General features: G+C 71.1%; 18 protein-coding genes. 13 read left to right on the forward strand and 5 right to left on the reverse strand.

Going from position 1 to position 20,919, the window contains the following annotated elements:
* Nucleotides 1–213 precede the first annotated feature (213 nt).
* Nucleotides 214–1,974: a dolichyl-phosphate-mannose--protein mannosyltransferase gene (locus tag ACFV5H_RS17655; RefSeq protein WP_385046625.1), complete on the reverse strand. Its 1,761-nt coding sequence runs from the start codon at nucleotides 1,972–1,974 to the stop codon at nucleotides 214–216.
* 85 nt (nucleotides 1,975–2,059) lie between these two features.
* On the opposite strand from ACFV5H_RS17655, the gene rsmI reads away from it, so the two are divergent.
* From rsmI to ACFV5H_RS17700, 9 genes are all read left to right on the forward strand, one after another.
* Nucleotides 2,060–2,908: a 16S rRNA (cytidine(1402)-2'-O)-methyltransferase gene (gene rsmI, locus ACFV5H_RS17660; protein ID WP_385195661.1), complete on the forward strand. Its 849-nt coding sequence runs from the start codon at nucleotides 2,060–2,062 to the stop codon at nucleotides 2,906–2,908.
* Between the two features lie 241 nt (nucleotides 2,909–3,149).
* Nucleotides 3,150–3,560, forward strand: coding sequence for a hypothetical protein (locus ACFV5H_RS17665; protein WP_385046619.1), 411 nt, complete (start codon nucleotides 3,150–3,152; stop codon nucleotides 3,558–3,560).
* A 30-nt stretch (nucleotides 3,561–3,590) separates the two neighbouring features.
* Nucleotides 3,591–4,481 (forward strand): TatD family hydrolase, encoded by an 891-nt coding sequence (locus ACFV5H_RS17670; RefSeq protein WP_385195664.1) that lies wholly within the window; start codon nucleotides 3,591–3,593, stop codon nucleotides 4,479–4,481.
* 34 nt (nucleotides 4,482–4,515) lie between these two features.
* Nucleotides 4,516–5,397, forward strand: a complete 882-nt coding sequence (gene rsmA / locus ACFV5H_RS17675; RefSeq protein ID WP_385046613.1) for a 16S rRNA (adenine(1518)-N(6)/adenine(1519)-N(6))-dimethyltransferase RsmA — start codon at nucleotides 4,516–4,518, stop codon at nucleotides 5,395–5,397.
* Nucleotides 5,394–6,293 carry a 4-(cytidine 5'-diphospho)-2-C-methyl-D-erythritol kinase gene (locus ACFV5H_RS17680; RefSeq protein ID WP_385195667.1) on the forward strand — a complete coding sequence of 300 codons (900 nt, stop codon included), beginning with the start codon at nucleotides 5,394–5,396 and terminating at the stop codon, nucleotides 6,291–6,293. Before rsmA ends, ACFV5H_RS17680 begins: the two co-directional genes overlap by 4 nt.
* A gap of 130 nt (nucleotides 6,294–6,423) precedes the next feature.
* Nucleotides 6,424–8,238, forward strand: coding sequence for an ABC-F family ATP-binding cassette domain-containing protein (locus ACFV5H_RS17685; RefSeq protein WP_385046608.1), 1,815 nt, complete (start codon nucleotides 6,424–6,426; stop codon nucleotides 8,236–8,238).
* 236 nt (nucleotides 8,239–8,474) lie between these two features.
* A complete protein-coding gene (locus ACFV5H_RS17690) occupies nucleotides 8,475–10,223 on the forward strand; it encodes a PQQ-binding-like beta-propeller repeat protein (RefSeq protein WP_385046605.1) in 1,749 nt (582 codons plus the stop codon).
* A gap of 68 nt (nucleotides 10,224–10,291) precedes the next feature.
* The gene (locus tag ACFV5H_RS17695) at nucleotides 10,292–12,142 is read left to right on the forward strand and encodes a PQQ-binding-like beta-propeller repeat protein (protein WP_385195669.1); all 1,851 of its coding nucleotides are present in this window, start codon (nucleotides 10,292–10,294) and stop codon (nucleotides 12,140–12,142) included.
* Nucleotides 12,143–12,348: 206 nt separating this feature from the next.
* Nucleotides 12,349–13,029 carry a LuxR C-terminal-related transcriptional regulator gene (locus tag ACFV5H_RS17700; protein WP_385046599.1) on the forward strand — a complete coding sequence of 227 codons (681 nt, stop codon included), beginning with the start codon at nucleotides 12,349–12,351 and terminating at the stop codon, nucleotides 13,027–13,029.
* Nucleotides 13,030–13,429: 400 nt separating this feature from the next.
* Here the strand turns inward: ACFV5H_RS17700 and ACFV5H_RS17705 are convergent, their stop codons facing one another.
* Together ACFV5H_RS17705 and ACFV5H_RS17710 are read right to left on the reverse strand one after the other, a co-directional pair.
* Entirely contained in the window at nucleotides 13,430–13,741 is a 312-nt protein-coding gene (locus ACFV5H_RS17705) for a hypothetical protein (RefSeq protein WP_385195672.1), read from the reverse strand.
* Between the two features lie 21 nt (nucleotides 13,742–13,762).
* Nucleotides 13,763–15,442, reverse strand: a complete 1,680-nt coding sequence (locus ACFV5H_RS17710; protein ID WP_385046595.1) for a sodium:solute symporter family protein — start codon at nucleotides 15,440–15,442, stop codon at nucleotides 13,763–13,765.
* A 176-nt stretch (nucleotides 15,443–15,618) separates the two neighbouring features.
* Between ACFV5H_RS17710 and galT the strand changes: the two genes are divergently transcribed.
* From galT to galK, 3 genes are read left to right on the forward strand one after another with little or no spacing between them, the layout of a single operon-like run.
* Nucleotides 15,619–16,680: a galactose-1-phosphate uridylyltransferase gene (galT, locus tag ACFV5H_RS17715; RefSeq protein ID WP_385046592.1), complete on the forward strand. Its 1,062-nt coding sequence runs from the start codon at nucleotides 15,619–15,621 to the stop codon at nucleotides 16,678–16,680.
* Nucleotides 16,677–17,657 carry a UDP-glucose 4-epimerase GalE gene (galE, locus tag ACFV5H_RS17720; RefSeq protein ID WP_385046589.1) on the forward strand — a complete coding sequence of 327 codons (981 nt, stop codon included), beginning with the start codon at nucleotides 16,677–16,679 and terminating at the stop codon, nucleotides 17,655–17,657. The genes galT and galE overlap by 4 nt, the downstream gene beginning before the upstream one ends.
* Nucleotides 17,658–17,685: 28 nt before the next feature.
* The gene (galK, locus tag ACFV5H_RS17725; protein ID WP_385195674.1) at nucleotides 17,686–18,858 is read left to right on the forward strand and encodes a galactokinase; all 1,173 of its coding nucleotides are present in this window, start codon (nucleotides 17,686–17,688) and stop codon (nucleotides 18,856–18,858) included.
* 3 nt (nucleotides 18,859–18,861) lie between these two features.
* On the opposite strand, the gene ACFV5H_RS17730 is transcribed toward galK, so the two are convergent.
* On the reverse strand, nucleotides 18,862–19,302 hold the full coding sequence (locus ACFV5H_RS17730; protein WP_385195676.1) for a GNAT family N-acetyltransferase: 441 nt from the start codon (nucleotides 19,300–19,302) through the stop codon (nucleotides 18,862–18,864).
* Nucleotides 19,303–19,603: 301 nt separating this feature from the next.
* Between ACFV5H_RS17730 and ACFV5H_RS17735 the strand changes: the two genes are divergently transcribed.
* The gene (locus ACFV5H_RS17735; RefSeq protein WP_385046581.1) at nucleotides 19,604–20,371 is read left to right on the forward strand and encodes a LuxR C-terminal-related transcriptional regulator; all 768 of its coding nucleotides are present in this window, start codon (nucleotides 19,604–19,606) and stop codon (nucleotides 20,369–20,371) included.
* Here ACFV5H_RS17735 and tamR read toward each other — a convergent pair.
* On the reverse strand, nucleotides 20,330–20,827 hold the full coding sequence (gene tamR, locus ACFV5H_RS17740) for a MarR family transcriptional regulator TamR (protein ID WP_385046578.1): 498 nt from the start codon (nucleotides 20,825–20,827) through the stop codon (nucleotides 20,330–20,332). The two genes, ACFV5H_RS17735 and tamR, sit on opposite strands and share 42 nt — an antisense overlap.
* Nucleotides 20,828–20,919 lie beyond the last annotated feature (92 nt).

Raw genomic sequence — 20,919 nt, forward strand, 5'->3', positions numbered from 1 at the left:
ACCGAGTCATCCGCGAATGACCGCAGCTTCCTGAGCTGAGGGCTCAGGCGTTGTCAGCACGTGCCGACCGTCTCGTGGCTTGCTCTGGTTGTTGCGGGGCCAGCGGCGGGCCGTCTCCGGGCCGTCCGAGGGCGGCCCACGACAACCGCTGACGACCGACAACGACCACGAGGGCGCGGCAGGCCGCCGCGCCCTCGTGGTGTGTCTGCCCAGCTAGACCCAGGTGTCCAGCCACATCCGCGCCCGCCAGTCGTCTATCGGGATCGGGGTGCCGGTGTAGATGGGCCAGAAGTAGATGAAGTTCCAGGCGATCAGCAGGGTCAGTACGCCCGCCGCCGTCGCGCCCGCGACGCGGCGGGTGTCGGTGGAGCGGGGTGGGCCGACGAGGGCGCCCAGGAGCATCGCCACGGCCAGGCAGAGGAAGGGGAGGAAGACGACGGCGTAGAAGAAGAAGATCGTGCGCTCCTGGTAGAGGAACCAGGGGGCGTAGCCGGCCGCGATGCCGCAGGCGATCGCGCCGGCCCGCCAGTCGCGGCGGAACAGCCAGCGCCACAGGACGTAGAGGATCGCGAAGCAGGCCGCCCACCACAGCATCGGGGTGCCGAGGGCCAGCACCTCCTGGGCGCACTTCTCGCCCGCGTCGGCCGGGCAGCCGTTCGTGCCGGGGGCCGGGGACTCGTAGAAGTAGGAGACCGGGCGGCCGGTGACGATCCAGCTCCACGGGTTGGACTCGTAGGTGTGCGGCGAGGACAGGCCCACGTGGAAGTCGTAGACCTGGTTCTCGTAGTGCCACAGGCTGCGCCACCAGTCGGGCAGCAGCCACGACCAGTCGCTGTCCTTGCCGTCCTTCACCGCCCAGTCGCGGTAGTAGCCGCCGGTGCCGTCGGCCGGGGAGAGGATCCAGCCGATCCAGGAGGCGAAGTAGGTGACCACCGCCACCGGCACGGTCGACAGGAACGCCCAGCCCAGGTCGCGCCTCAGGACCGCGAGGCGGGGCCGGTGCGCGCCGGCGACCCTGCGCGCGCCGACGTCCCACAGCACCGCCATCACGCAGAACGCGGCCATGATGTAGAGGCCGTTCCACTTCGTGCCGATCGCCAGACCCAGCATCAGGCCCGCCGCCAGCCGCCAGGGGCGGAAGCCGATCCGGGTGTTCTCGGCGGCGTACGCGTCCGGGCGGACCCGGCCGTCGGCGTCCACGGGCAGCGCGGCGGCGAGCTTCTCGCGCGCCCGGTCCCGGTCGACCACCAGACAGCCGAACGCCGCCAGCACGAAGAACATCAGCACCCCGTCGAGCAGCGAGGTCCGGCTCATCACGAAGTGCAGCCCGTCCACCGCCATCAGCGCGCCCGCGAGACAGCCGAGGAACGTGGAGCGGAACAGGCGCCGGCCGATCCGGCACAGCATCAGCACGGAGAGCGTGCCGAGCAGGGCCGTCATGAACCGCCAGCCGAACGGGTCGAAGCCGAACATCAGCTCGCCCAGCCCGATCACGTACTTGCCGACCGGCGGATGCACGACGTACGCCGCGTCCGTCGGGATGGGGACGGCACCGCCCGAGAGGATCAGATCGTTGACGTTCTTGTCCCAGTTGACCTCGAACCCGCGGTGGACCAGCGCCCACGCGTCCTTGGCGTAGTACGTCTCGTCGAATATCACCGCCTTCGGGCTGCCCAGGTTCCAGAACCGGAGCACCCCCGCCAGCAGCGTGACCAGCAGCGGGCCGCCCCACCCCGACCAGCGGGCGATGCGCCCGGCGAGCACCGGCGGCACCCCGAGCGTGTCCCACAGCCGCTTCGACGGCTCCGTGTACGGCGGTACCAGGCGGTCGTACACGTCGTCCCTGCGGACATCGCCTCTGGCCCGGCCCGGTGCCCGGTAGCCGAAACGGTGCAGCCGCTGCTGCCACGACGGCCGCTCTTCGTACGGCGGCCGATCCTGCCGGGTGTCCGTGGAGGACGCGGTACTGGTCACCGCGCCATCGTAGGGAACAGGGCTGTGTGAGTCCCGCGCATGACCGGTATGCCCCGGCTCCGTTCCGTACTGGGAGGATGGGGGCGTGACCGGAACCCTCGTACTCGCAGGCACCCCCATCGGCGACGTCTCCGACGCCCCGCCCCGGCTCGCGGAGGAACTCGCGGGCGCCGACGTCGTCGCCGCCGAGGACACGCGGCGGCTGCGGCGCCTCACCCAGGCGCTCGGCGTCACCCCCAAGGGACGGGTCGTGTCGTACTTCGAGGGCAACGAGTCCGCCCGCACGCCCGAGCTGGTCGAGGAGCTGGTGGGCGGCGCGCGCGTGCTGCTGGTGACGGACGCCGGGATGCCGTCCGTGTCCGACCCCGGCTACCGGCTGGTCGCCGCGGCCGTCGAGCGGGACGTCAAGGTCACCGCCGTGCCCGGCCCGTCCGCCGTGCTCACCGCGCTCGCCCTGTCCGGGCTGCCCGTGGACCGCTTCTGCTTCGAGGGGTTCCTGCCCCGGAAGGCGGGGGAACGGCTGGGGCGGCTGCGGGAGGTCGCCGAGGAGCGGCGCACCCTCGTCTACTTCGAGGCCCCGCACCGCCTCGACGACACCCTCGCCGCGATGGCCGAGGTGTTCGGCGGGGGGCGGCGGGCCGCCGTCTGCCGGGAGCTGACCAAGACGTACGAGGAGGTCAAGCGCGGTCCGCTGGCGGAGCTGGCCGCGTGGGCGGCGGAGGGCGTGCGCGGGGAGATCACGGTGGTGGTCGAGGGGGCGCCGGAGAAGGGGACCGAGGAAGTCGACGCGGCCGAGCTGGTGCGGCGGGTGCGGGTGCGGGAGGAGGCGGGGGAGCGGCGCAAGGAGGCGATCGCCGCGGTGGCCGTGGAGGCGGGGCTGCCGAAGCGGCAGGTCTTCGACGCGGTGGTGGCGGCCAAGAACGCGGGGGCGTGAACGGCGCCCGGGACACGAAACGGCCACCGAGCAGGCCGCTTCCCGGATGAGCGGGCGCCCCACGGACGAGTAAAGCGGCCCGGCGGAAGGCAAAGCTCCGGTGCCGTCCGCCGGCCGGTCGGGCAAGGGGACCCCAAATCGCCTCCAATACTCGGCTGCCCCTCCTGCCGTTCCGTCGGCGGAGGAGTCCACTGGTGACCGGGGCGCGACCGCCCCCTCCAGTGGACCGACAGGAGTCGGCATGACCGAGATCACCGGGCAGGCCGCGCTGCGCGCGGGCGCCACCGCCGTCGTCAACGAGTCGTATTCCTTCGCCTGCATGCGCTGCGGCCACGGCTGGGAACAGTCGTACGAGATAGAGCACCACACCGACGCCGACGGCCACCACTTCGTGCTGTACGTCGCGGACGGACGGATCGTCCCCTCCCCGCTCAGCCGGCCGGCCTGCCGGAACTGTGACGGCCACGTCGTACGGATCATGCGGCCGGGCCGGGTGGCCTCCGCCCGGAACGCCGCCCACCGCGAGCACCGGGTACCGCCCGCCGGGCCTGTCGAGGCCGTGTGGGAGCCCGACGACGGGACGGCGCCGGAGGCCGGGCGTCACCACTGGCACCTGTCCGACCTGCTGCACCCCTTCCGCCGGGCGACCTGACGCCCGCGCCGCTTCCGTAGGATCGGGGGCATGCCTTCGAACGCCCCCGACAAGAACGCCGCCCCGCCGCTCCCGGAGCCCCTGCGGGTGCCGGTCGCGGACTCGCACACCCACCTCGACATGCAGTCCGGCACCGTGGAGGAGGGTCTTGCCAAGGCCGCGTCGGTGGGTGTGACGACCGTGGTGCAGGTCGGCTGCGACCTCGAGGGGTCCCGGTGGGCGGCGGAGACGGCGGCGGCGTACGACGCCGTCCACGCGACGGTCGCGCTGCACCCCAACGAGGCCCCGCGCATCGTCCACGGGGACCCTGACGGCTGGTCCCGGCAGGGCGCCCGCGAACCCGGCGGGGACGCGGGCCTGGACGAGGCGCTCGCCGAGATCGACCGGCTGGCCGCGCTGCCCCAGGTCAAGGGTGTCGGCGAGACCGGCCTCGACCACTTCCGCACCGGGCCTGAGGGCAAGGAGGCGCAGGAGCGGTCCTTCCGCGCCCACATCGAGATCGCCAAGCGCCACGGCAAGGCCCTCGTCATCCACGACCGCGACGCCCACGCCGACGTCCTGCGCGTGCTCAAGGAGGAGGGCGCCCCCGAGCGCACCGTCTTCCACTGCTACTCCGGGGACGCCGAGATGGCGGAGATCTGCGCGGGCGCCGGGTACTACATGTCGTTCGCCGGCAACGTCACCTTCAAGAACGCGCAGAACCTGCGGGACGCGCTCGCGGTGGCCCCGCTGGAGCTGGTCCTGGTGGAGACCGACGCGCCGTTCCTGACACCGGCGCCGTACCGGGGGCGGCCCAACGCCCCGTACCTGGTGCCGGTGACCGTGCGGGCCATGGCGGCCGTACGGGGCGTCGACGAGGACACCCTCGCCACCGCCCTCGGGGCGAACACGGCCCGCGCCTTCGGTTATCCACAGGCGTGACCTGCCCGGTCCCCGTGCCCCGTACCCTTGTCCCGTGACCAGCCCCACCCCCGACGCCCTCCTGGGCCCCGCCGACATCCGTGAACTGGCGGCCGCCCTCGGCGTACGGCCCACCAAGCAGCGCGGCCAGAACTTCGTCATCGACGCCAACACGGTGCGCCGTATCGTGCGCACCGCCGGGGTCCGCCCCGACGACGTGGTCGTCGAGGTCGGCCCGGGGCTCGGCTCGCTCACGCTGGCGCTGCTCGAAGCCGCCGACCGGGTCACCGCCGTCGAGATCGACGACGTCCTCGCCGCCGCGCTGCCCGCCACCGTCGCCGCCCGCACGCCCGGGCGGGCCGAGCGGTTCGCGCTGGTCCACTCCGACGCGATGCACGTCACCGGGCTGCCCGGACCCGCCCCCACCGCGCTCGTCGCGAACCTGCCCTACAACGTGGCCGTCCCGGTGCTGCTCCACATGCTCGAAACCTTCCCCAGCATCGAGCGCACCCTCGTCATGGTCCAGTCGGAGGTCGCCGACCGGCTCGCCGCCGCACCCGGCTCGAAGGTGTACGGCGTGCCCTCGGTCAAGGCCAACTGGTACGCGGAGGTCAAGCGGGCCGGGGCCATCGGGCGGAACGTCTTCTGGCCCGCGCCCAACGTCGACAGCGGACTGGTCTCGCTGGTCCGCCGCACGGAGCCGCTGAAGACCACCGCCTCCCGGCGCGAGGTGTTCGCCGTCGTCGACGCCGCCTTCGCCCAGCGCCGCAAGACGCTGCGGGCCGCACTCGCCGGGTGGGCGGGTTCGGCTGCCGCGGCGGAGGCCGCCCTGGTCGCGGCGGGGGTCTCCCCGCAGGCACGCGGGGAGTCCCTGACCGTCGAGGAGTTCGCGCGCATCGCCGAGCACGCCACGAGCAAGGAGCAGGGCCAGCAGTGAGCGTCACCGTCCGCGTCCCCGCCAAGGTCAACGTCCAGCTCGCGGTCGGCGCGGCCCGCCCCGACGGCTTCCACGACCTGGCCAACGTCTTCCTCGCGGTGGGCCTGTACGACGAGGTCACCGTCACGGCGGCCGACGAACTGCGGGTGACCTGCGCCGGCCCCGACGCCGACCAGGTCCCCCTCGACCGCACGAACCTCGCCGCCCGCGCCGCCCTGGCGCTCGCCGAACGGTACGGCCGTGACGCGGACGTGCACATCCACATCGCCAAGGACATCCCCGTCGCCGGGGGCATGGCCGGCGGCAGCGCGGACGGTGCGGGCGCGCTGCTGGCGTGCGACGCGCTGTGGGGGACGGGCGCCTCACGCGAAGAGCTCCTCGACATCTGCGCCGAGCTGGGCAGCGATGTGCCGTTCAGCCTGGTGGGAGGGGCGGCGCTCGGCACCGGACGGGGCGAGAGGCTGACGGGGCTGGAGGTCGGGGGGACCTTCCACTGGGTGTTCGCGATGGCCTCGCGGGGGCTGTCGACACCGGCGGTGTTCCGGGAGTTCGACCGGCTGGGGGAAGGACGGGAGATCCCCGGGCCCGTGGCCTCGCAGGAACTGCTCGACGCGCTCGCCAAGGGTGATGTCGACGCGCTCGCCGCCGCCGTCGCCGACTCCAACGACCTTCAGCCGGCGGCGCTGTCGCTGTTCCCGGAACTGGCGGACACACTCGCGGCGGGGCGGGCGGCGGGGGCGCTGGCCACCCTGGTCTCGGGTTCGGGACCGACCACGGCGTTCCTCGCCCGGGACGCGGAGACGGCCGACGTGATCGCGGGAGCCCTGAGGGCTTCCGGCACCTGCCGCACGGTGCGCAGGGCGGCGGGGCCGGCGCCGGGGGCGACGGTCGTCTGAGGATCGGGGCCGCGTTCCGACCGTGCCGCGGAAGGTTCGCCGGTCCAGGAGCGACCGTCTCCTCACGTCCCGGACGCGTTCCGTCAGGGCCTACGCTTGAAAGCTGATCGATCCACCGGGCAGGAGAGAAATGGCCGTCAATCTGGTCAATGTCGAGAACGTCAGCAAGGTGTACGGGACGCGTGCGCTGCTCGACGGGATCTCCCTCGGCGTCTCCGAAGGGGACCGGATCGGGGTCGTGGGGAGGAACGGGGACGGCAAGACCACGCTCATCCGGATGCTGGCCCGGCTGGAGGAGGCCGACACCGGGCGGGTGACGCACTCCGGCGGGCTGCGGCTCGGGGTGCTCACGCAGCACGACTCGCTCGACCCGGCCGCCACCGTGCGGCACGAGGTCATCGGGGACATGGCCGACCACGAGTGGGCCGGGAACGCCAAGGTCAGGGACGTACTCACCGGGCTGTTCGGCGGGCTGGACCTGCCGGGTTTCCCGAAGGGCCTCGACACGGTCATCGGGCCGCTGTCCGGTGGTGAGCGGCGCCGGATCGCGCTCGCCAAGCTGCTCATCGAGGAGCAGGAGCTGATCGTCCTCGACGAGCCGACCAACCACCTCGACGTCGAGGGCATCGCCTGGCTCGCCGAGCACCTGCGGAACCGCCGGTCCGCGCTCGTCTGCGTCACCCACGACCGCTGGTTCCTCGACCAGGTCTGCACCCGCATGTGGGACGTGCAGCGCGGTGACGTGTACGAGTACGAGGGCGGCTACTCCGACTACGTCTTCGCCCGCGCGGAGCGTGAGCGGATCGCCGCCACCGAGGAGGTCAAGCGACAGAACCTGGTCCGCAAGGAGCTGGCCTGGCTGCGGCGCGGCGCCCCCGCGCGGACGTCCAAGCCGCGGTTCCGCGTCGAGGCCGCCAACGAGCTCATCGCGGACGTCCCCCCGCCCCGCGACAGCAGCGAGCTGATGAAGTTCGCCTCCTCACGGCTCGGCAGGACGGTGTTCGACCTGGAGGACGTCACCGTCCAGGCCGGGCCCAAGGTGCTGCTCGAGCACGTCACCTGGCAGCTCGGGCCCGGGGACCGCATCGGTCTGGTCGGGGTCAACGGCGCGGGGAAGACGTCCCTGCTGCGGGCGCTGGCGGAGGCCGCCCGGAGCGAGGGGGAGGTGCAGCCCGCGGGCGGTCACGTCCGCGTCGGCAAGACGGTCAAGCTCGCCTATCTCTCCCAGGAGGTCGCCGAGCTCGACCCCACCTGGCGGGTGCTCCAGGCCGTGCAGCAGGTGCGCGAGCGCGTCGACCTCGGCAAGGGACGCGAGATGACCGCCGGGCAGCTCTGCGAGACGTTCGGGTTCAACAAGGAGAAGCAGTGGACGCCGGTCGGCGATCTGTCGGGCGGTGAGCGGCGGCGGCTGCAACTGCTGCGGCTGCTCATGGACGAGCCCAACGTCCTCTTCCTCGACGAGCCCACCAACGACCTCGACATCGAGACCCTCACCCAGCTCGAGGACGTCCTCGACGGCTGGCCCGGCTCGATGATCGTCATCTCCCACGACCGGTTCTTCGTCGAGCGCACCACCGACCGCGTGTTCGCCCTCCTCGGTGACGGCACCCTGCGGATGCTGCCGCGCGGGATCGACGAGTACCTGGAGCGCCGCAAGCGCATGGAGGAGGCCGCCGCCGCTGCGGCCTCCGTACCGGCCGCGGTGCCTCAGGGTTCCGCTCCGGAGAAGAGCGCCGCCGACCAGCGCGCCGCCAAGAAGGAGCTGCAGAAGATCGAGCGGCAGCTCGACAAGGTCTCCGAGAAGGAGACCAAGCTGCACGCCGCCATCGCCGAGCACGCCACCGACTTCGCGAAGGTCGCCGAACTCGACGCCGAGCTGCGGGAACTGGCCGGGCAGCGGGACGAGCTGGAGCTGCGCTGGCTGGAACTGGCGGAGGACGCCTGAGCCGCCCCTGCCCGCACGCGCGCGGGGGCGCGCGTGGTGTGAAGAGGGCGTGAGGGCGCGTAACGGGGGCATCACGGGCCGGTCCTCCCTTGGGAACAGGGGTGGATACGGCCCGGTGGCGTGTCCGTACCGGGTGATAGAAAGGGCCCAGTCTGAGAAACGTCTGAATACGGCTCTGGGTTCATCGCGCACCTCAGGGCGTGGCTAAAAATCAGTGAGCAAGGGGGAACGCGCTGATGACGCAGCCGCCGAACCAGCCGCCGCAGGGAGGCTTCGGAGCACCGCAGGATCCGCCGCCGGGGGGTGGCTTCGGGGCTCCGCAGACGCCCCCTCCGCCTCCGCAGGGTCCGCCGGCCGGTGCGCCGCAGCCCGGATACGGGTATCCGCAGCAGCCGGGGCCGTACAACTCCGGACCGTACAACTCCGGGCCGTACGGGCAGCCGCAGCAGCCGGGGCCGTACGGGCAGCAGCCCGGGTACGGGTACCCGACGCAGCCGCAGTTCCCCGGGGCGCCCGGCACGCCGCCGCCCGGCGGGCCCGGCTCCCGGAGCCCCTTCAAGGGCAAGCCCGCCATGATCATCGGTGCCGCGGTGGCCGCGCTGCTGGTGATCGGCGGCACCGTGTGGGCCGTCTCCGGTGACGACGGCAAGAAGGACAAGAAGCCCGTCGCCAAGCAGACCGACGACCCGAAGCCGGGTGGCTCCTCCGGCGCCCCGGTCAACCCGGGCGACGGCAGCGGCGACGGCGGCGAGGACCCGGAGGACCTCAACGAGGGCCGCCAGGCCGGTGAGTCCAAGGTGCTCTGGTACAAGGAGGCGCCCGACGCGCCCGGTTCCGGCGCCGAGGCCCCCGGCATGTGGGTCACCGACAAGACGGCCGTGAAGGCCGCCTACAAGGAGCTCTTCGCCTACGACGTCGGTGACGGCAAGCCCACCTGGGACGCCATCGCCTTCCCGGAGGAGATCTGCGCGGCCACGCAGGCGAAGACGTCCGACGACAAGGTCGTCATCGCCTACATGAGCGGCAGCAGCGACCGCGCCAAGTGCAACCAGCTCCAGCTCGTCGACCTCAACACCGGTGAGAAGGGCTGGAAGCAGGAGGTCGCCGACGGCGCGCTGTTCGACTCCGCGCTCTCCATCGAGATGTCCCTCACCGGCAACACGCTGATGGTGGGCCGCTCGCAGTCCGGCACGGCGTACGACGTGACCAGCGGCAAGAAGCTGTTCGACGCGAAGAAGTACGGCGACGCCCCCTGCTTCCCCGCCGCCTTCGCGGGCGGTGAGCGGCTGCTCCAGGTCGCGTCCTGCGGCGCCGGCGGCACCAACGAGCACGACGAGCTCCAGGAGCTCGACCCGAAGACCGGCAAGGTGAAGTGGACCCAGAAGTTCGACAAGGGGTGGCGCATCGAGCGCGCCTACTCCGTCGACCCGGTGGTCGTCTACAGCACCAACGAGGAGAAGAAGGCCTGGAACATATCCGCCTTCACCGGCGGCAGCGGCAAGTTCCGCTCCGAGGTCACCGTCGACGAGGACTTCGCCCCCGGCTGCGACTGGGCCATCCTCGCGCGCGACCTCCAGGGCTGTGAGGGCGTCGTCGTCGACGGGAACACCCTCTACCTGCCCACCGAGGCGACCACCGGGGCCAACGAGATCGTCGCCATCAGCCTCGACAACGGCAAGGAGCGGTGGCGGGTCAAGTCCCCCGCCGAGGAGTCCATGCAGCCCATGAAGATCGAGGGCGGCAAGCTCATCGCCTACGTCGGGCCGTCGTACGACGCGGGCGGGCAGGTCGTGGCCATCCCCGTCGGCGGCAGCGACCACAAGCCGGCCGGACTGATGCGGAACCCGCAGGGTGTCGCGGACATCGAGAACAGCTTCTTCAGCAAGTCGATCGACTGGGTCGACGGACGCTTCTACATCTCGACCACGCGGCTGACCGGCAATGACGAGTCGAAGGAGAAGCTGATGCTCGCCTACGGCAAGTGAGAGTCGCGGTTCGTCCTCTTCTCGCCGTCCGTCGTCCGCCGTCCCCTTTTCTCCGAGGTACTCACGTCATGACCCAGCCGCCTCCGCCGCCCAACCAGCCCCCGCAGCAGCCGGGGTTCGGGCCGCCGCAGCCGCCGTCCACTCCTGGTGGGCCCGATCTCAACAAGGCTCCGGAGCCTGGATACGGGTATCCGCAGGCCCCGCAGGCCCCGCAGCCTCCGGCGGCTCCTCCGACCGCTCCGCAGCCTCCGGTTGCGCCGCCGTCGGCTCCGCAGGGGCCCGGGTACGGGTATCCGCAGCAGCCGCCGGCCGCTGGATACGGGTATCCGGGGCAGCAGCCGCCGGCCGCCGGGTACGGGTATCCGGGGCAGCAGCAGCCCGGACCGTACGGGCAGCCCGGGTACGGGTATCCGCAGCCGCCGACCATGCCGATGCAGCCGCAGCCGGGCGGTGGCGGGAAGAAGTTCAACACGCAGGCCGCCATCATCGTCTCGGCGGTCGTGGCCATCGCCCTGATCGTCGGCGGCGGTGTCTGGTACGCGTCCTCGTCCGGCAAGGACGACGACAAGAAGACCACCGCGGATTCCGGCGACGGCAAGAACAAGACGAACGGTGGTGGCGGAGGCGGAGGGGACAGCTCCTCCGAAGCGAAGGAGAAGGCACCGGCCGACACCGGCTCCAAGGTGCTGTTCCAGGTGCCCGCGCCCGAGACCCCCAAGGACGTCACGACCATCTCCACCTCCGGTTCCTGGCTGACCGACACGGTGTACGCCAAGAGCGGCATCGCCGAGATCGTCGGCTACGACCGCGCCAAGGGCACCGAGAAGTGGACGATCGACCTGCCCGGACCGGTGTGCGAGGCCACCCACCGCGTCACCGAGGACAACAAGACGGCGATCACCTTCAAGCCCGCCATGCCGACCAAGGGGAACCCGCAGGCCTGCACGCAGGTCGCGGTGATCGACCTGGAGGCGGGCAAGGAGCTGTGGACCAAGACCGCCAAGTCCGGCACCATGCCGATCAGCTTCAACAACGTCACCATCAGCGGCGGTACCGTCGCGGCGGGCAGCACCAGCGGCGGCGCCGCCTGGGAGATCGCCTCCGGTGAGCAGCTGTGGATGCCCAAGACGTCCGACTCCTGCTACGACTCCGGGTACGGCGGCGGCGAGAAGCTCGTCGCGGTGCGCAAGTGCGGCTCGTACGACCAGCGGCAGCTGCACATCCAGAACATCGACCCGAAGAGCGGGAAGGTGATCGCCGAGTACAAGATGGACGAGGGCATCGAGTACGCCGCCGTCGTCTCCACCGACCCACTGGTCGTGGCGGCCGACGTCAACGAGTCCGCGGGTGACGGCAGCGGGATCTCCGACTTCTTCTCCATCGACAACAAGACCGGCAAGCTGCGTGCGCGCATCTCCGCGCCGGGCGACGAGTTCGGGGCCCGCTGCGACGGCATCTACAAGCTCGAGAAGTGCAGCGGGCTGGCGGTCGGCGACGACAAGCTGTACATCGCCACCGAGGAGCACGAGGCCGGCGGGGAGTCGTACAGCCAGACCAACGAGATCGTCGCCTTCGACCTGGCGACCGGCAAGCAGACCGGTCAGCGGGCCGACGCGGGTGACAGCTACACGATCACTCCGCTGCGGATGGACGGCGGCAACCTCCTGGCGTACAAGCGTCCGCCGTACGACAAGGGCGGGCAGATCGTCAGCATCGACGGGGGGACCTTCAAGCAGACGACGCTGATGGAGAACCCGGCGACGGAGACCGTGCGGGACGTGGAGGCGCGGATGTCCCCGGAATACTCGGAGATCCTGTTCTCGCAGGGTGGTCTGTACATGTCCGATATATACGCCAGTGATTTCTCGTCGGCTTCGGACGAGAAGGAGTATCTCGTGATCGCTTTCGGTACGAGCTGATCGTTCGGATTCCTGCTTTTCGTGGCCCCGTCCCTGGTCAGGGACGGGGCCACGGGCGTATCGCGCCTCATGTGCTCATCGCCGTCGAATGCGAGAATTTCGGCGATCCGGGGCGATTCTCGCCGGTAGGGGGAGCGCGATGTCGAACAAGCGTGTAGCTTCCGGGGGCATCCGGGGGTGCGTTGTCATGGGGGGTTGGTTGTTCGATGGGAGTGCGGCTGATGGTGGTCGACGACCACCGGTTGCTCGCCGAGGCGCTGGCCTCGGCGTTGAAGCTGCGGGGGCACCGGGTGCTGGCGGCTGCGGCGCCGGCTTCAGGGGCGGCGGATCTGGTGATCAGCAGGGCGCCCGAGGTGTGTCTGCTGGGGACGGCGGCGCCGGCGGAGGCGGGGGCCTTTGATCCGGTGGTGAAGATCAAGCGGGAGCGGCCGCAGGTGGCGGTGGTCGTGCTGGGGCCGGTGCCGTCGCCGCGGGGTATCGCGGCGGCGTTCGCGGCGGGGGCGTCGGGGTACGTGCGGCACGACGAGCGCATCGAGGGGGTCGAGCGGGCGATCATGAAGGCGCGGGCGGGGGAGGCGGCGGTGGCGCCGCAGTTGTTGCAGGGGGCGTTCGGGGAGCTGCTGAATCCCGCGGCGCAGCCGGACGACGAGGGTGCGCGGTTGTTGCGGATGCTGACGCCCCGGGAGGTGGAGGTGCTGGTGCGGGTCGCCGACGGGGAGGACACCCGGCTGATCGCGGCGGGCATGGGCATCGCACCGTCCACGGCCCGGACGCATGTCCAGCGGGTCCTGATGAAACTGGGCGTGGGCTCCCGCCTGGAGGCGGCGGCCCTGGCCGCCCGAACGGGCCTACTGGACCGCGCGGGGCCGGTGGGGGGCGGCGCTTAGGCCCTGCGGCGCGGCTTTCGGTCCGGTGGGGTGCGGGTCCTGTGCCTGCGGTGCAGTGTTCGGTCCGGTGGAGGTTGGGGTAGCGCCTGCGGTCGGTGGGTGGGTCGGGGCCGGGTCGGGGGTGTCCGTCCTCGGACTGGCGCGATCGGGTTCTTTGGAGGGGGTGCGGGCGCGGACGCGCCGGCCGCTGCGGGCGGCCACCCCCGCCCCGTCCCCTTCCCGCCGTACGCGGCTGCCGCTACCGCCGCCGCCTCCGTCCTCCGCGGGCAGTCGTGCCGCTGGGGCGGCACGGGTGGGCGCGACGGCACCCCGCAAACGCAGGGCAGCGCAACCCACCCCCGGCCCACACCAGCACGTGGCACCCCACACGGCACCGGACCACACGGCCCCGTACGGCCCCCTACTCCTCCCGTTCCCCCGGAACGGCATCCGGCGGCGGCGGAGCCGTCGGCCTCAGCTTCAGCCAGAGGAGGAACAGCAGGCCCAGGATCAGCATCCCCAACCCCGTCCAGAGGTTGATGTTGACCCCCTCGGCCTTGTCGATGTCCGCATCGGACGCGGTGAACCCCGCGATCGTGACGATCACGCCGTACACGACGAACAGGCCACCGATGATCCGCCGGATGTCGAACAACCGCGCGGCCGTCGCGGACTTGGTCTCCAGCTCGGAGACCTCCTGCTGAAGATCACGCTCGGAATAGTGCTCGGACATGCTCTCTCAATCCTCCCGCGATCAGAACGAGAACGGGATGTAGCAGGCGGCAGCCAGGATCACCGCACCCCAGCCCAGCAACGCCGGCTTCCGGTACCACGCGTCGTCGCCCTCCGCGGGCGGCTCCGCCATGCCGGGGGAGCGCGTCCCGTAGACCAGGCCCTGGAGTTCGTCCGTCGGCTTGGGCGCGGTGAAGAGGGACACGGCGACCATGACCACCGCGCCCGCGACGAAGCCGGCGATCGCGGAGACGAAGTTGGCGCCCTGGTCGGTGGGGATGTCGATGATGCCCTGCTTGTAGATGACGAAGTAGTTGATCATCGCGGCGGTGGTGCCGGCGATCAGGCCCCAGAAGCCGGACTTCATGGACGCCCGCTTCCAGAACATGCCGATGATGAAGACCACGAACATCGGCACGTTGAAGAAGGAGAACAGCGTCTGGAGGTAGCTCATGATGTTGGAGAAGGAGCTGGCCAGGAAAGCCGTGCCGATGGAGGCGAGGACGCCGATCGCGGTGATCAGGCGGCCGAAGCGGACGTAGTACGCGTCCTCGCGGTGCTTCACCACGTACTTCGCCCAGATGTCGGTGGTGAAGACGGTGTTGAAGGAGGAGACGTTGGCGGCCATGCCGGCCATGAACGCGGCCAGCAGGCCGGTGACGGCGATGCCCAGGACGCCGTTGGGCAGGAGCTGCTGCATCAGGTACGGGATCGCGTCGTTGTACTGCAGGTCCGAGTCGCTCGTGCCGATCCGGGGGACCATCACGGCGGCGACCAGGCCCGGGATCATCACCAGGAACACGATGAAGATCTTCGGGAACGCGGCGATCAGCGGGGTGCGCTGGGCCGCCGAGAGGTTCTTGGCGGACAGGGCGCGCTGCACCTCGGCGAAGTTCGTCGTCCAGTAGCCGAAGGAGAGGACGAAGCCGAGACCGAGGACGATGGTCAGCCAGTTGGCGCCGAGCGGGTTGTCGCTGCCGATGCCGGTGCCGCCCCAGGCGGTCATGAAGTCGTCGCCGTGCGACTCGGTCAGGGAGTCGGACAGGCCGTCCCAGCCGCCGACGCTCCTCAGGCCGAGCACGGTGATGGGGATGAGCGCGGCGAGGATGACGAAGAACTGCAGGACCTCGTTGTAGATCGCCGAGGAGAGGCCGCCGAGGGTGATGTAGGCCAGGACGAAGAAGCCGGCGACGACGATCGCCACCCACTGCGGCCAGCCGAGGAGGGCCTCGACGACGATCGCGAGGGCGTAGAGGTTGACGCCGGCGATCAGGACGGCCGCGGCCGCGAAGAGGATCGAGCTGAGCAGGTGGGCCGCCTTGTCGAAGCGCAGCAGCAGGAACTCGGGGACCGAGCGGACCTTGCTGCCGTAGTAGAACGGCATCATCACCAGGCCCAGGAAGACCATCGCGGGGATGGCGCCGATCCAGTACCAGTGGGTCGTGTAGACGCCGTACTGGGCGCTGTTGGCCGCCATGCCGAGGATCTCGGTGGCGCCGAGGTTGGCCGCGATGAAGGCCAGGCCGGTGACCCAGGCGGGCAGGGAGCGGCCGGAGAGGAAGAAGTCGAGGCTGGTCTTGACCGAGCGGCGGGCGGCGAGGCCGATGCCCAGCACGACGACGAAGTAGATCCCGAGGATCGTGTAGTCCAGCCAGTTGGTGGGGAGTCGAAGCTCTGCGGCTAGGTATGTGGGGGTTTGCATACACACTCGCTTCGTTCGCGAACTGATCCGGCGCGGAACCTATGCCTCCGTGTTCAGCAACTGAACACTTCCCATGGCGTTCTTTGTTTGATCGTGATGAACAGGGCTCGCTGGTGGGTTGTGATGTGTTATGTTTGATTGTGTTGAGTGATTGGCGGGTGCAGAGGAGTACGGCAGTGAAGAAGACCTCGACCCGGCTGGCCGACGGCCGCGAGCTCATCTACTACGACCTGGCCGACGACACCGTCCGCGACGCCGCCGACCGCCGTCCGCTGGACGCCACCGTCACCACGTCCGAGGTCCGCCGCGACGCGCTGCTGGGCGACTCCGTCGCCATCGCCTCGCACCGCCAGGGGCGTACGTACCACCCGCCGGCCGACGAGTGCCCGCTGTGCCCCTCCGAGGGCGACCGGCTGAGCGAGATCCCGGACTCGTCGTACGACGTGGTCGTCTTCGAGAACCGTTTCCCCTCGCTGGCCGGGGACTCGGGCCGGTGCGAGGTCGTCTGCTTCACCTCCGACCACAACTCCTCCTTCGCCGGTCTGAGCGAGCAGCAGGCGCGACTGGTGCTCGACGCCTGGACCGACCGGACCTCCGAGCTGTCGCATCTGCCCTCCGTCGAACAGGTCTTCTGCTTCGAGAACCGGGGGGCCGAGATCGGCGTCACCCTCCAGCACCCGCACGGGCAGATCTACGCCTACCCCTTCACCACCCCCCGCACCGCCCTGATGCTGCGCCAAGTGGCCGCACACAAGGAGGCGACGGGCGGCGAGAACCTGTTCGACGCCGTGCTGGAGCGGGAACGGGCCGACGAGCGGATCGTCCTTGAGGGTGAACACTGGGTGGCCTTCGTGCCGTACGCGGCGCACTGGCCCTACGAGGTCCACCTCTACCCCAAGCGCCGGGTGCCCGACCTGCTCGCACTGGACGAGGCGGCGCGCACAGAGTTCCCCCAGGTGTATCTGGAACTCTTGAAGCGCTTCGACCGGATCTTCGGGGAGGGTGAGCCTCCGACGCCGTACATCGCGGCCTGGCACCAGGCCCCGTTCGGCGCGCTGGAGGAGTTCGACGGCGTCACGCGTGACGACTTCGCGCTCCACCTCGAGCTTTTCACCATCCGCCGTACGTCCGGCAAGCTGAAGTTCCTCGCGGGTTCCGAGTCCGGCATGAACGTGTTCATCAACGACGTGCCGCCGGAGCGCGCGGCCGAGCGACTGCGAGAGGTAGCGAGTTCATGAGCGGGAAGTACCTGGTCACCGGGGGTGCGGGGTATGTCGGCAGTGTCGTCGCCCAGCATCTGATCGAGGCCGGTCACGAGGTCGTCGTCCTCGACAACCTCTCCACCGGCTTCCGGGAGGGCGTTCCCGCGGGCGCGTCGTTCATCGAGGGCGACATCCGCGACGCCGCCAAATGGCTGGACCCGTCGTTCGACGGCGTGCTGCACTTCGCCGCCTTCTCGCAGGTCGGCGAGTCGGTGGTGAAGCCGGAGAAGTACTGGGACAACAACGTCGGCGGCACCATGGCGCTGCTCGCCGCGATGCGCGAGGCGGGAGTGCGCCGGCTGGTGTTCTCCTCCACGGCGGCGACGTACGGCGAGCCCGAGCGGGTCCCGATCGTCGAGACCGCGCCGACCAGCCCCACCAATCCCTACGGCGCCTCGAAGCTCGCCGTCGACCACATGATCACCGGGGAGGCGGCCGCCCACGGACTGGGCGCGGTCTCCCTGCGCTACTTCAACGTGGCCGGCGCCTACGGGCAGTACGGCGAGCGGCACGACCCCGAGTCGCACCTCATCCCGCTCGTGCTGCAGGTCGCCCAGGGGCGGCGCGACGCGATCTCCGTCTACGGCGACGACTACCCGACGCCCGACGGCACCTGCGTACGCGACTACATCCACGTCGCCGACCTGGCCGAGGCCCACCTGCTCGCACTGCGGGCCGCCGCGCCCGGCGAGCACCTGATCTGCAACCTCGGCAACGGCAACGGCTTCTCCGTCCGCGAGGTCGTCGAGACGGTCCGTCAGGTCACCGGCCACCCGATCCCCGAGGTCGTGGCACCCCGCCGGGGCGGCGACCCGGCGGCCCTGGTGGCGTCGGCCGCCACCGCCCGCGAGAAGCTGGGCTGGAACCCGTCGCGCGCCGACCTCGCGGAGATCGTCGCGGACGCGTGGGAGTTCGCGCAGCAGCGCGCCGAGCAGGCCGAACAGGCCAAGTAGAACGTCACGAAGGGGCAGGGGTCAGGGCATGAGCGAGTCCAGCGGGGCCGTCGCGGGGTCCGTCGCCGAGCGGTTCGAGGAGTTGTACGGGGCCGCACCGGACGGAGTGTGGGCGGCACCGGGCCGGGTCAACCTCATCGGCGAGCACACCGACTACAACGACGGCTTCGTCATGCCGTTCGCCCTGCCGCACACCGCGGTCGCGGCGGTGTCCCGGCGCGACGACGGCGTCCTGCGGCTGCACTCCGCCGACGTGGACGGGCCGGTCGTGGAACTGGCGGTCGACGCCCTGACCCCCGAGTCCGACAAGCGGTGGACCGCCTACCCGGCGGGCGTGGTGTGGGCGCTGCGCGAGGCCGGACACACCGTCACCGGCGCGGACATCCATCTCGCCTCGACGGTCCCGGCGGGCGCGGGCCTGTCGTCCTCGGCGGCCCTGGAGGTCGTGGTCGCGCTCGCGCTGAACGACCTGTTCGGCCTCGGTCTGCGCGGCTGGCAGCTGGCCCGCCTGTGCCAGCGCGCCGAGAACGTCTACGTCGGCGCCCCCGTCGGCATCATGGACCAGACGGCCTCCGCCTGCTGCGAGACCGGCCACGCCCTGTTCCTCGACACCCGTGACCTCTCCCAGCGACAGATCCCCTTCGACCTGGCCGCCGAGGGCATGCGCCTGCTCGTCGTCGACACCCGGGTCAAGCACAGCCACAGCGAGGGCGAGTACGGCAAGCGCCGCGCCGGCTGCGAGAAGGGCGCGGCCCTGCTGGGCGTGGACGCGCTGCGGGATCTGCCGTACGAGGAACTGGACGCGGCGCTTCAGCGGCTCGGCGACGAGGAGGAGGTCCGCCGGCTGGTCCGCCACGTGGTGACGGAGGACGCGCGGGTCGAACGGGTCGTCTCCCTGCTGGAGTCGGGCGACACCCGGGCCATCGGCCCCGTCCTGGTCGAGGGCCACGCCTCCCTGCGCGACGACTTCCGGGTCTCCTGCCCCGAACTCGACCTGGTGGTGGAGACCGCCGTCACCTCCGGTGCCCTCGGCGCCCGCATGACCGGCGGCGGCTTCGGCGGCTCGGCCATCGTCCTGGCGGAGGAGGCCGACGTCCCGACGATCACCAAGGCGGTGGAGGAGGCCTTCGCGGCGGCCGGCTTCACGGCCCCCCGCGTCTTCGAGGCGGTCCCGGCGGCGGGCGCGCGGCGGGTGCGCTGAGTCTCAGCCCAGCCGCTTCGTCAGGGTGTACTCCGTGATCCCCGGCGGGTAGTCGGGGATCACGCACACCACGTCGTAGCCGTGCTTCCGGTAGAAGGCCGGGGCCTGGAAGTCCCAGGTCTCCACGCGGGAGGCCGTGCAGGCGCGGCCGGTGGCGAGGCGTTCCGCCTCCGTCAGCAGGCGGGAGCCCAGGCCCGCTCCCCGGTGGCGGGCGTCGACCCACAGGTAGGTCACGTGCAGCCAGGCGGTCCAGGTGTGGCCGACCAGACCGCCCGCGAGATCACCGTTCGCGTCCGATGCCCACACGTGCAAAGGCGTCTCACGTTCGTCCGGGGTTCCGCGCAGGGCGCGCAGGACCGGTGAGGCCGCCGTATTGGTGTCCCTCAGCCGCCTGCGGAGCAGATCACGTCGGGCTCTGTCGACTTCTGTCTCAAGACGAAACATGCGGCTCACCATAAACGCGTAAGGCCGCCAGTTCTGCAAATAACCTTCCGCTCCCGGCCCCCGCCCGTACTCTGATGAACAGCGCCGGTGGGGGCCGGCGCCGTTCAGGGGGCGAGACGGTCGGGTACGGCGTCCGAGGTGGGGTGGTGGTTGTCGCGCGGCGGCGGCCGTGCGGCTGCGGCGGCCCGTCCCACGTCCGGTGAGTGAGGTGACAGGGCCTCGGCGTCGTACCCGCGCCGGTGTCGTCCTCCGACGACGGGGTAATCCCCTGCTCTGAGGAGAGCTTGGGGAAGGGGGTTTCGTGGTTCGCATTCGAGTCCTGGTCGTCGACGACCATCGCATCTTCGCCGAGTCACTGGCCGCGGCCCTGGCCGCGGAGCCGGACGTCGACGTGTCCGCGGCGGGCAGCGGCCCGGCCGCGCTGCGCTGTCTGGAGCGGGCGGCCGCCGAGGGGCGGCGGTTCGACGTGCTGCTCGTCGACGCCGACCTGGGCGGCAAGGTGCCGGGCGGCCGGCCGGCCGTACCCGTGCAGGCCGGTGACGAGGACGGGCTCGTCGACGGGATGTCGCTGGTCACCGGGGTGCGTTCGGCGCAGCCGCAGGTACGGATCGTCGTCCTCGCCGAGAAGGACGACCCGGCCCGGGCCGCGCTCGCCCTCCAGGCGGGAGCCTCCGGGTGGGTGGCCAAGGACTGCTCGCTGAACCGGCTGCTCACCGTCATACGGGGGGTGCTGCGCGACGAGACGCATCTGCCGCCCGCGCTGCTCACCGGCGTGCTGCGGGAGTTGACCGCCGCCCGGCGGCACCGCACGGAGAGCGAACGGCTCGTGGAGTCCCTGACCCCGCGCGAGCGGGAGGTGCTGCGGTGCATGGTCGCGGGGCTGGGGCGCAAGGCGGTCGCCGAGCGCCTGTATCTGTCCCCGCACACCGTACGGACCCATATGCAGAACGTCCTCGGGAAGTTGGGCGTGCACTCCACCCTCGCCGCGGTGGCCCTCGCCCGGCGCGCGGGTGTCGGACCCGTCGACCTAACCGGGAATGTTGTCGAACGGGGCGGTCAACTGGCGTAGCAGCCCGGCCAGTTCGCTGCGCTGGGCGCGGGTGAGTTCCCCGAGGATCGCCCGCTCCTGCGCCAGTAGTCCGGCCAGTGCCTGGTCGGCGCGGTCGCGGCCCTCGTCCGTGAGCCGGACCAGGACACCGCGCCGGTCACTGGGGTCGGGCAGCCGCTCCACCAGGCCCTTCTTGGTGAGACGGTCGATGCGGTTGGTCATCGTGCCCGACGTGACCAGCGTCTGTGTGAGGAGCTGGCCCGGCGAGAGCTGGTACGGGGTGCCCGCGCGGCGCAGCGCGGTCAGGACGTCGAACTCCCAGGACTCCAGGGCGTGCTCGGCGAAGGCGAGCCGGCGTGCCCGGTCCAGGTGCCGGGCCAGTCTGCTCACCCGGCTGAGCACCTCGAGCGGTTCCACGTCGAGGTCCGGGCGCTCCCGGCGCCACGCTGCGACCAGCCGATCGACCTCGTCCTCCATGGTGATCAGTGTAGTGGTTGTGTCGATGTGAAGTCTCTTGATGTCGAGTCTCTTGACGTCGAGATGAGTGACGGGTGACGCTGGGTACCCGT

It is taken from the genome of Streptomyces sp. NPDC059787 (assembly GCF_042732315.1).
Taxonomy (GTDB): Bacteria; Actinomycetota; Actinomycetes; order Streptomycetales; family Streptomycetaceae; genus Streptomyces; species Streptomyces atrovirens.

Bases quoted from the DNA above. Each gene is read 5' to 3' on its own strand.
- ACFV5H_RS17690 (WP_385046605.1), top strand. From the start codon at position 8,475: ATGACGCAGCCGCCGAACCAGCCGCCGCAGGGAGGCTTCGGAGCACCG.
- ACFV5H_RS17685 (WP_385046608.1), top strand. From the start codon at position 6,424: ATGGCCGTCAATCTGGTCAATGTCGAGAACGTCAGCAAGGTGTACGGG.
- ACFV5H_RS17700 (WP_385046599.1), top strand. From the start codon at position 12,349: ATGGGAGTGCGGCTGATGGTGGTCGACGACCACCGGTTGCTCGCCGAG.
- ACFV5H_RS17665 (WP_385046619.1), top strand. From the start codon at position 3,150: ATGACCGAGATCACCGGGCAGGCCGCGCTGCGCGCGGGCGCCACCGCC.
- ACFV5H_RS17730 (WP_385195676.1), bottom strand. From the start codon at position 19,302: ATGTTTCGTCTTGAGACAGAAGTCGACAGAGCCCGACGTGATCTGCTC.
- galK (WP_385195674.1), top strand. From the start codon at position 17,686: ATGAGCGAGTCCAGCGGGGCCGTCGCGGGGTCCGTCGCCGAGCGGTTC.
- ACFV5H_RS17710 (WP_385046595.1), bottom strand. From the start codon at position 15,442: ATGCAAACCCCCACATACCTAGCCGCAGAGCTTCGACTCCCCACCAAC.
- tamR (WP_385046578.1), bottom strand. From the start codon at position 20,827: ATGGAGGACGAGGTCGATCGGCTGGTCGCAGCGTGGCGCCGGGAGCGC.
- ACFV5H_RS17670 (WP_385195664.1), top strand. From the start codon at position 3,591: ATGCCTTCGAACGCCCCCGACAAGAACGCCGCCCCGCCGCTCCCGGAG.
- galE (WP_385046589.1), top strand. From the start codon at position 16,677: ATGAGCGGGAAGTACCTGGTCACCGGGGGTGCGGGGTATGTCGGCAGT.
- ACFV5H_RS17695 (WP_385195669.1), top strand. From the start codon at position 10,292: ATGACCCAGCCGCCTCCGCCGCCCAACCAGCCCCCGCAGCAGCCGGGG.
- ACFV5H_RS17705 (WP_385195672.1), bottom strand. From the start codon at position 13,741: ATGTCCGAGCACTATTCCGAGCGTGATCTTCAGCAGGAGGTCTCCGAG.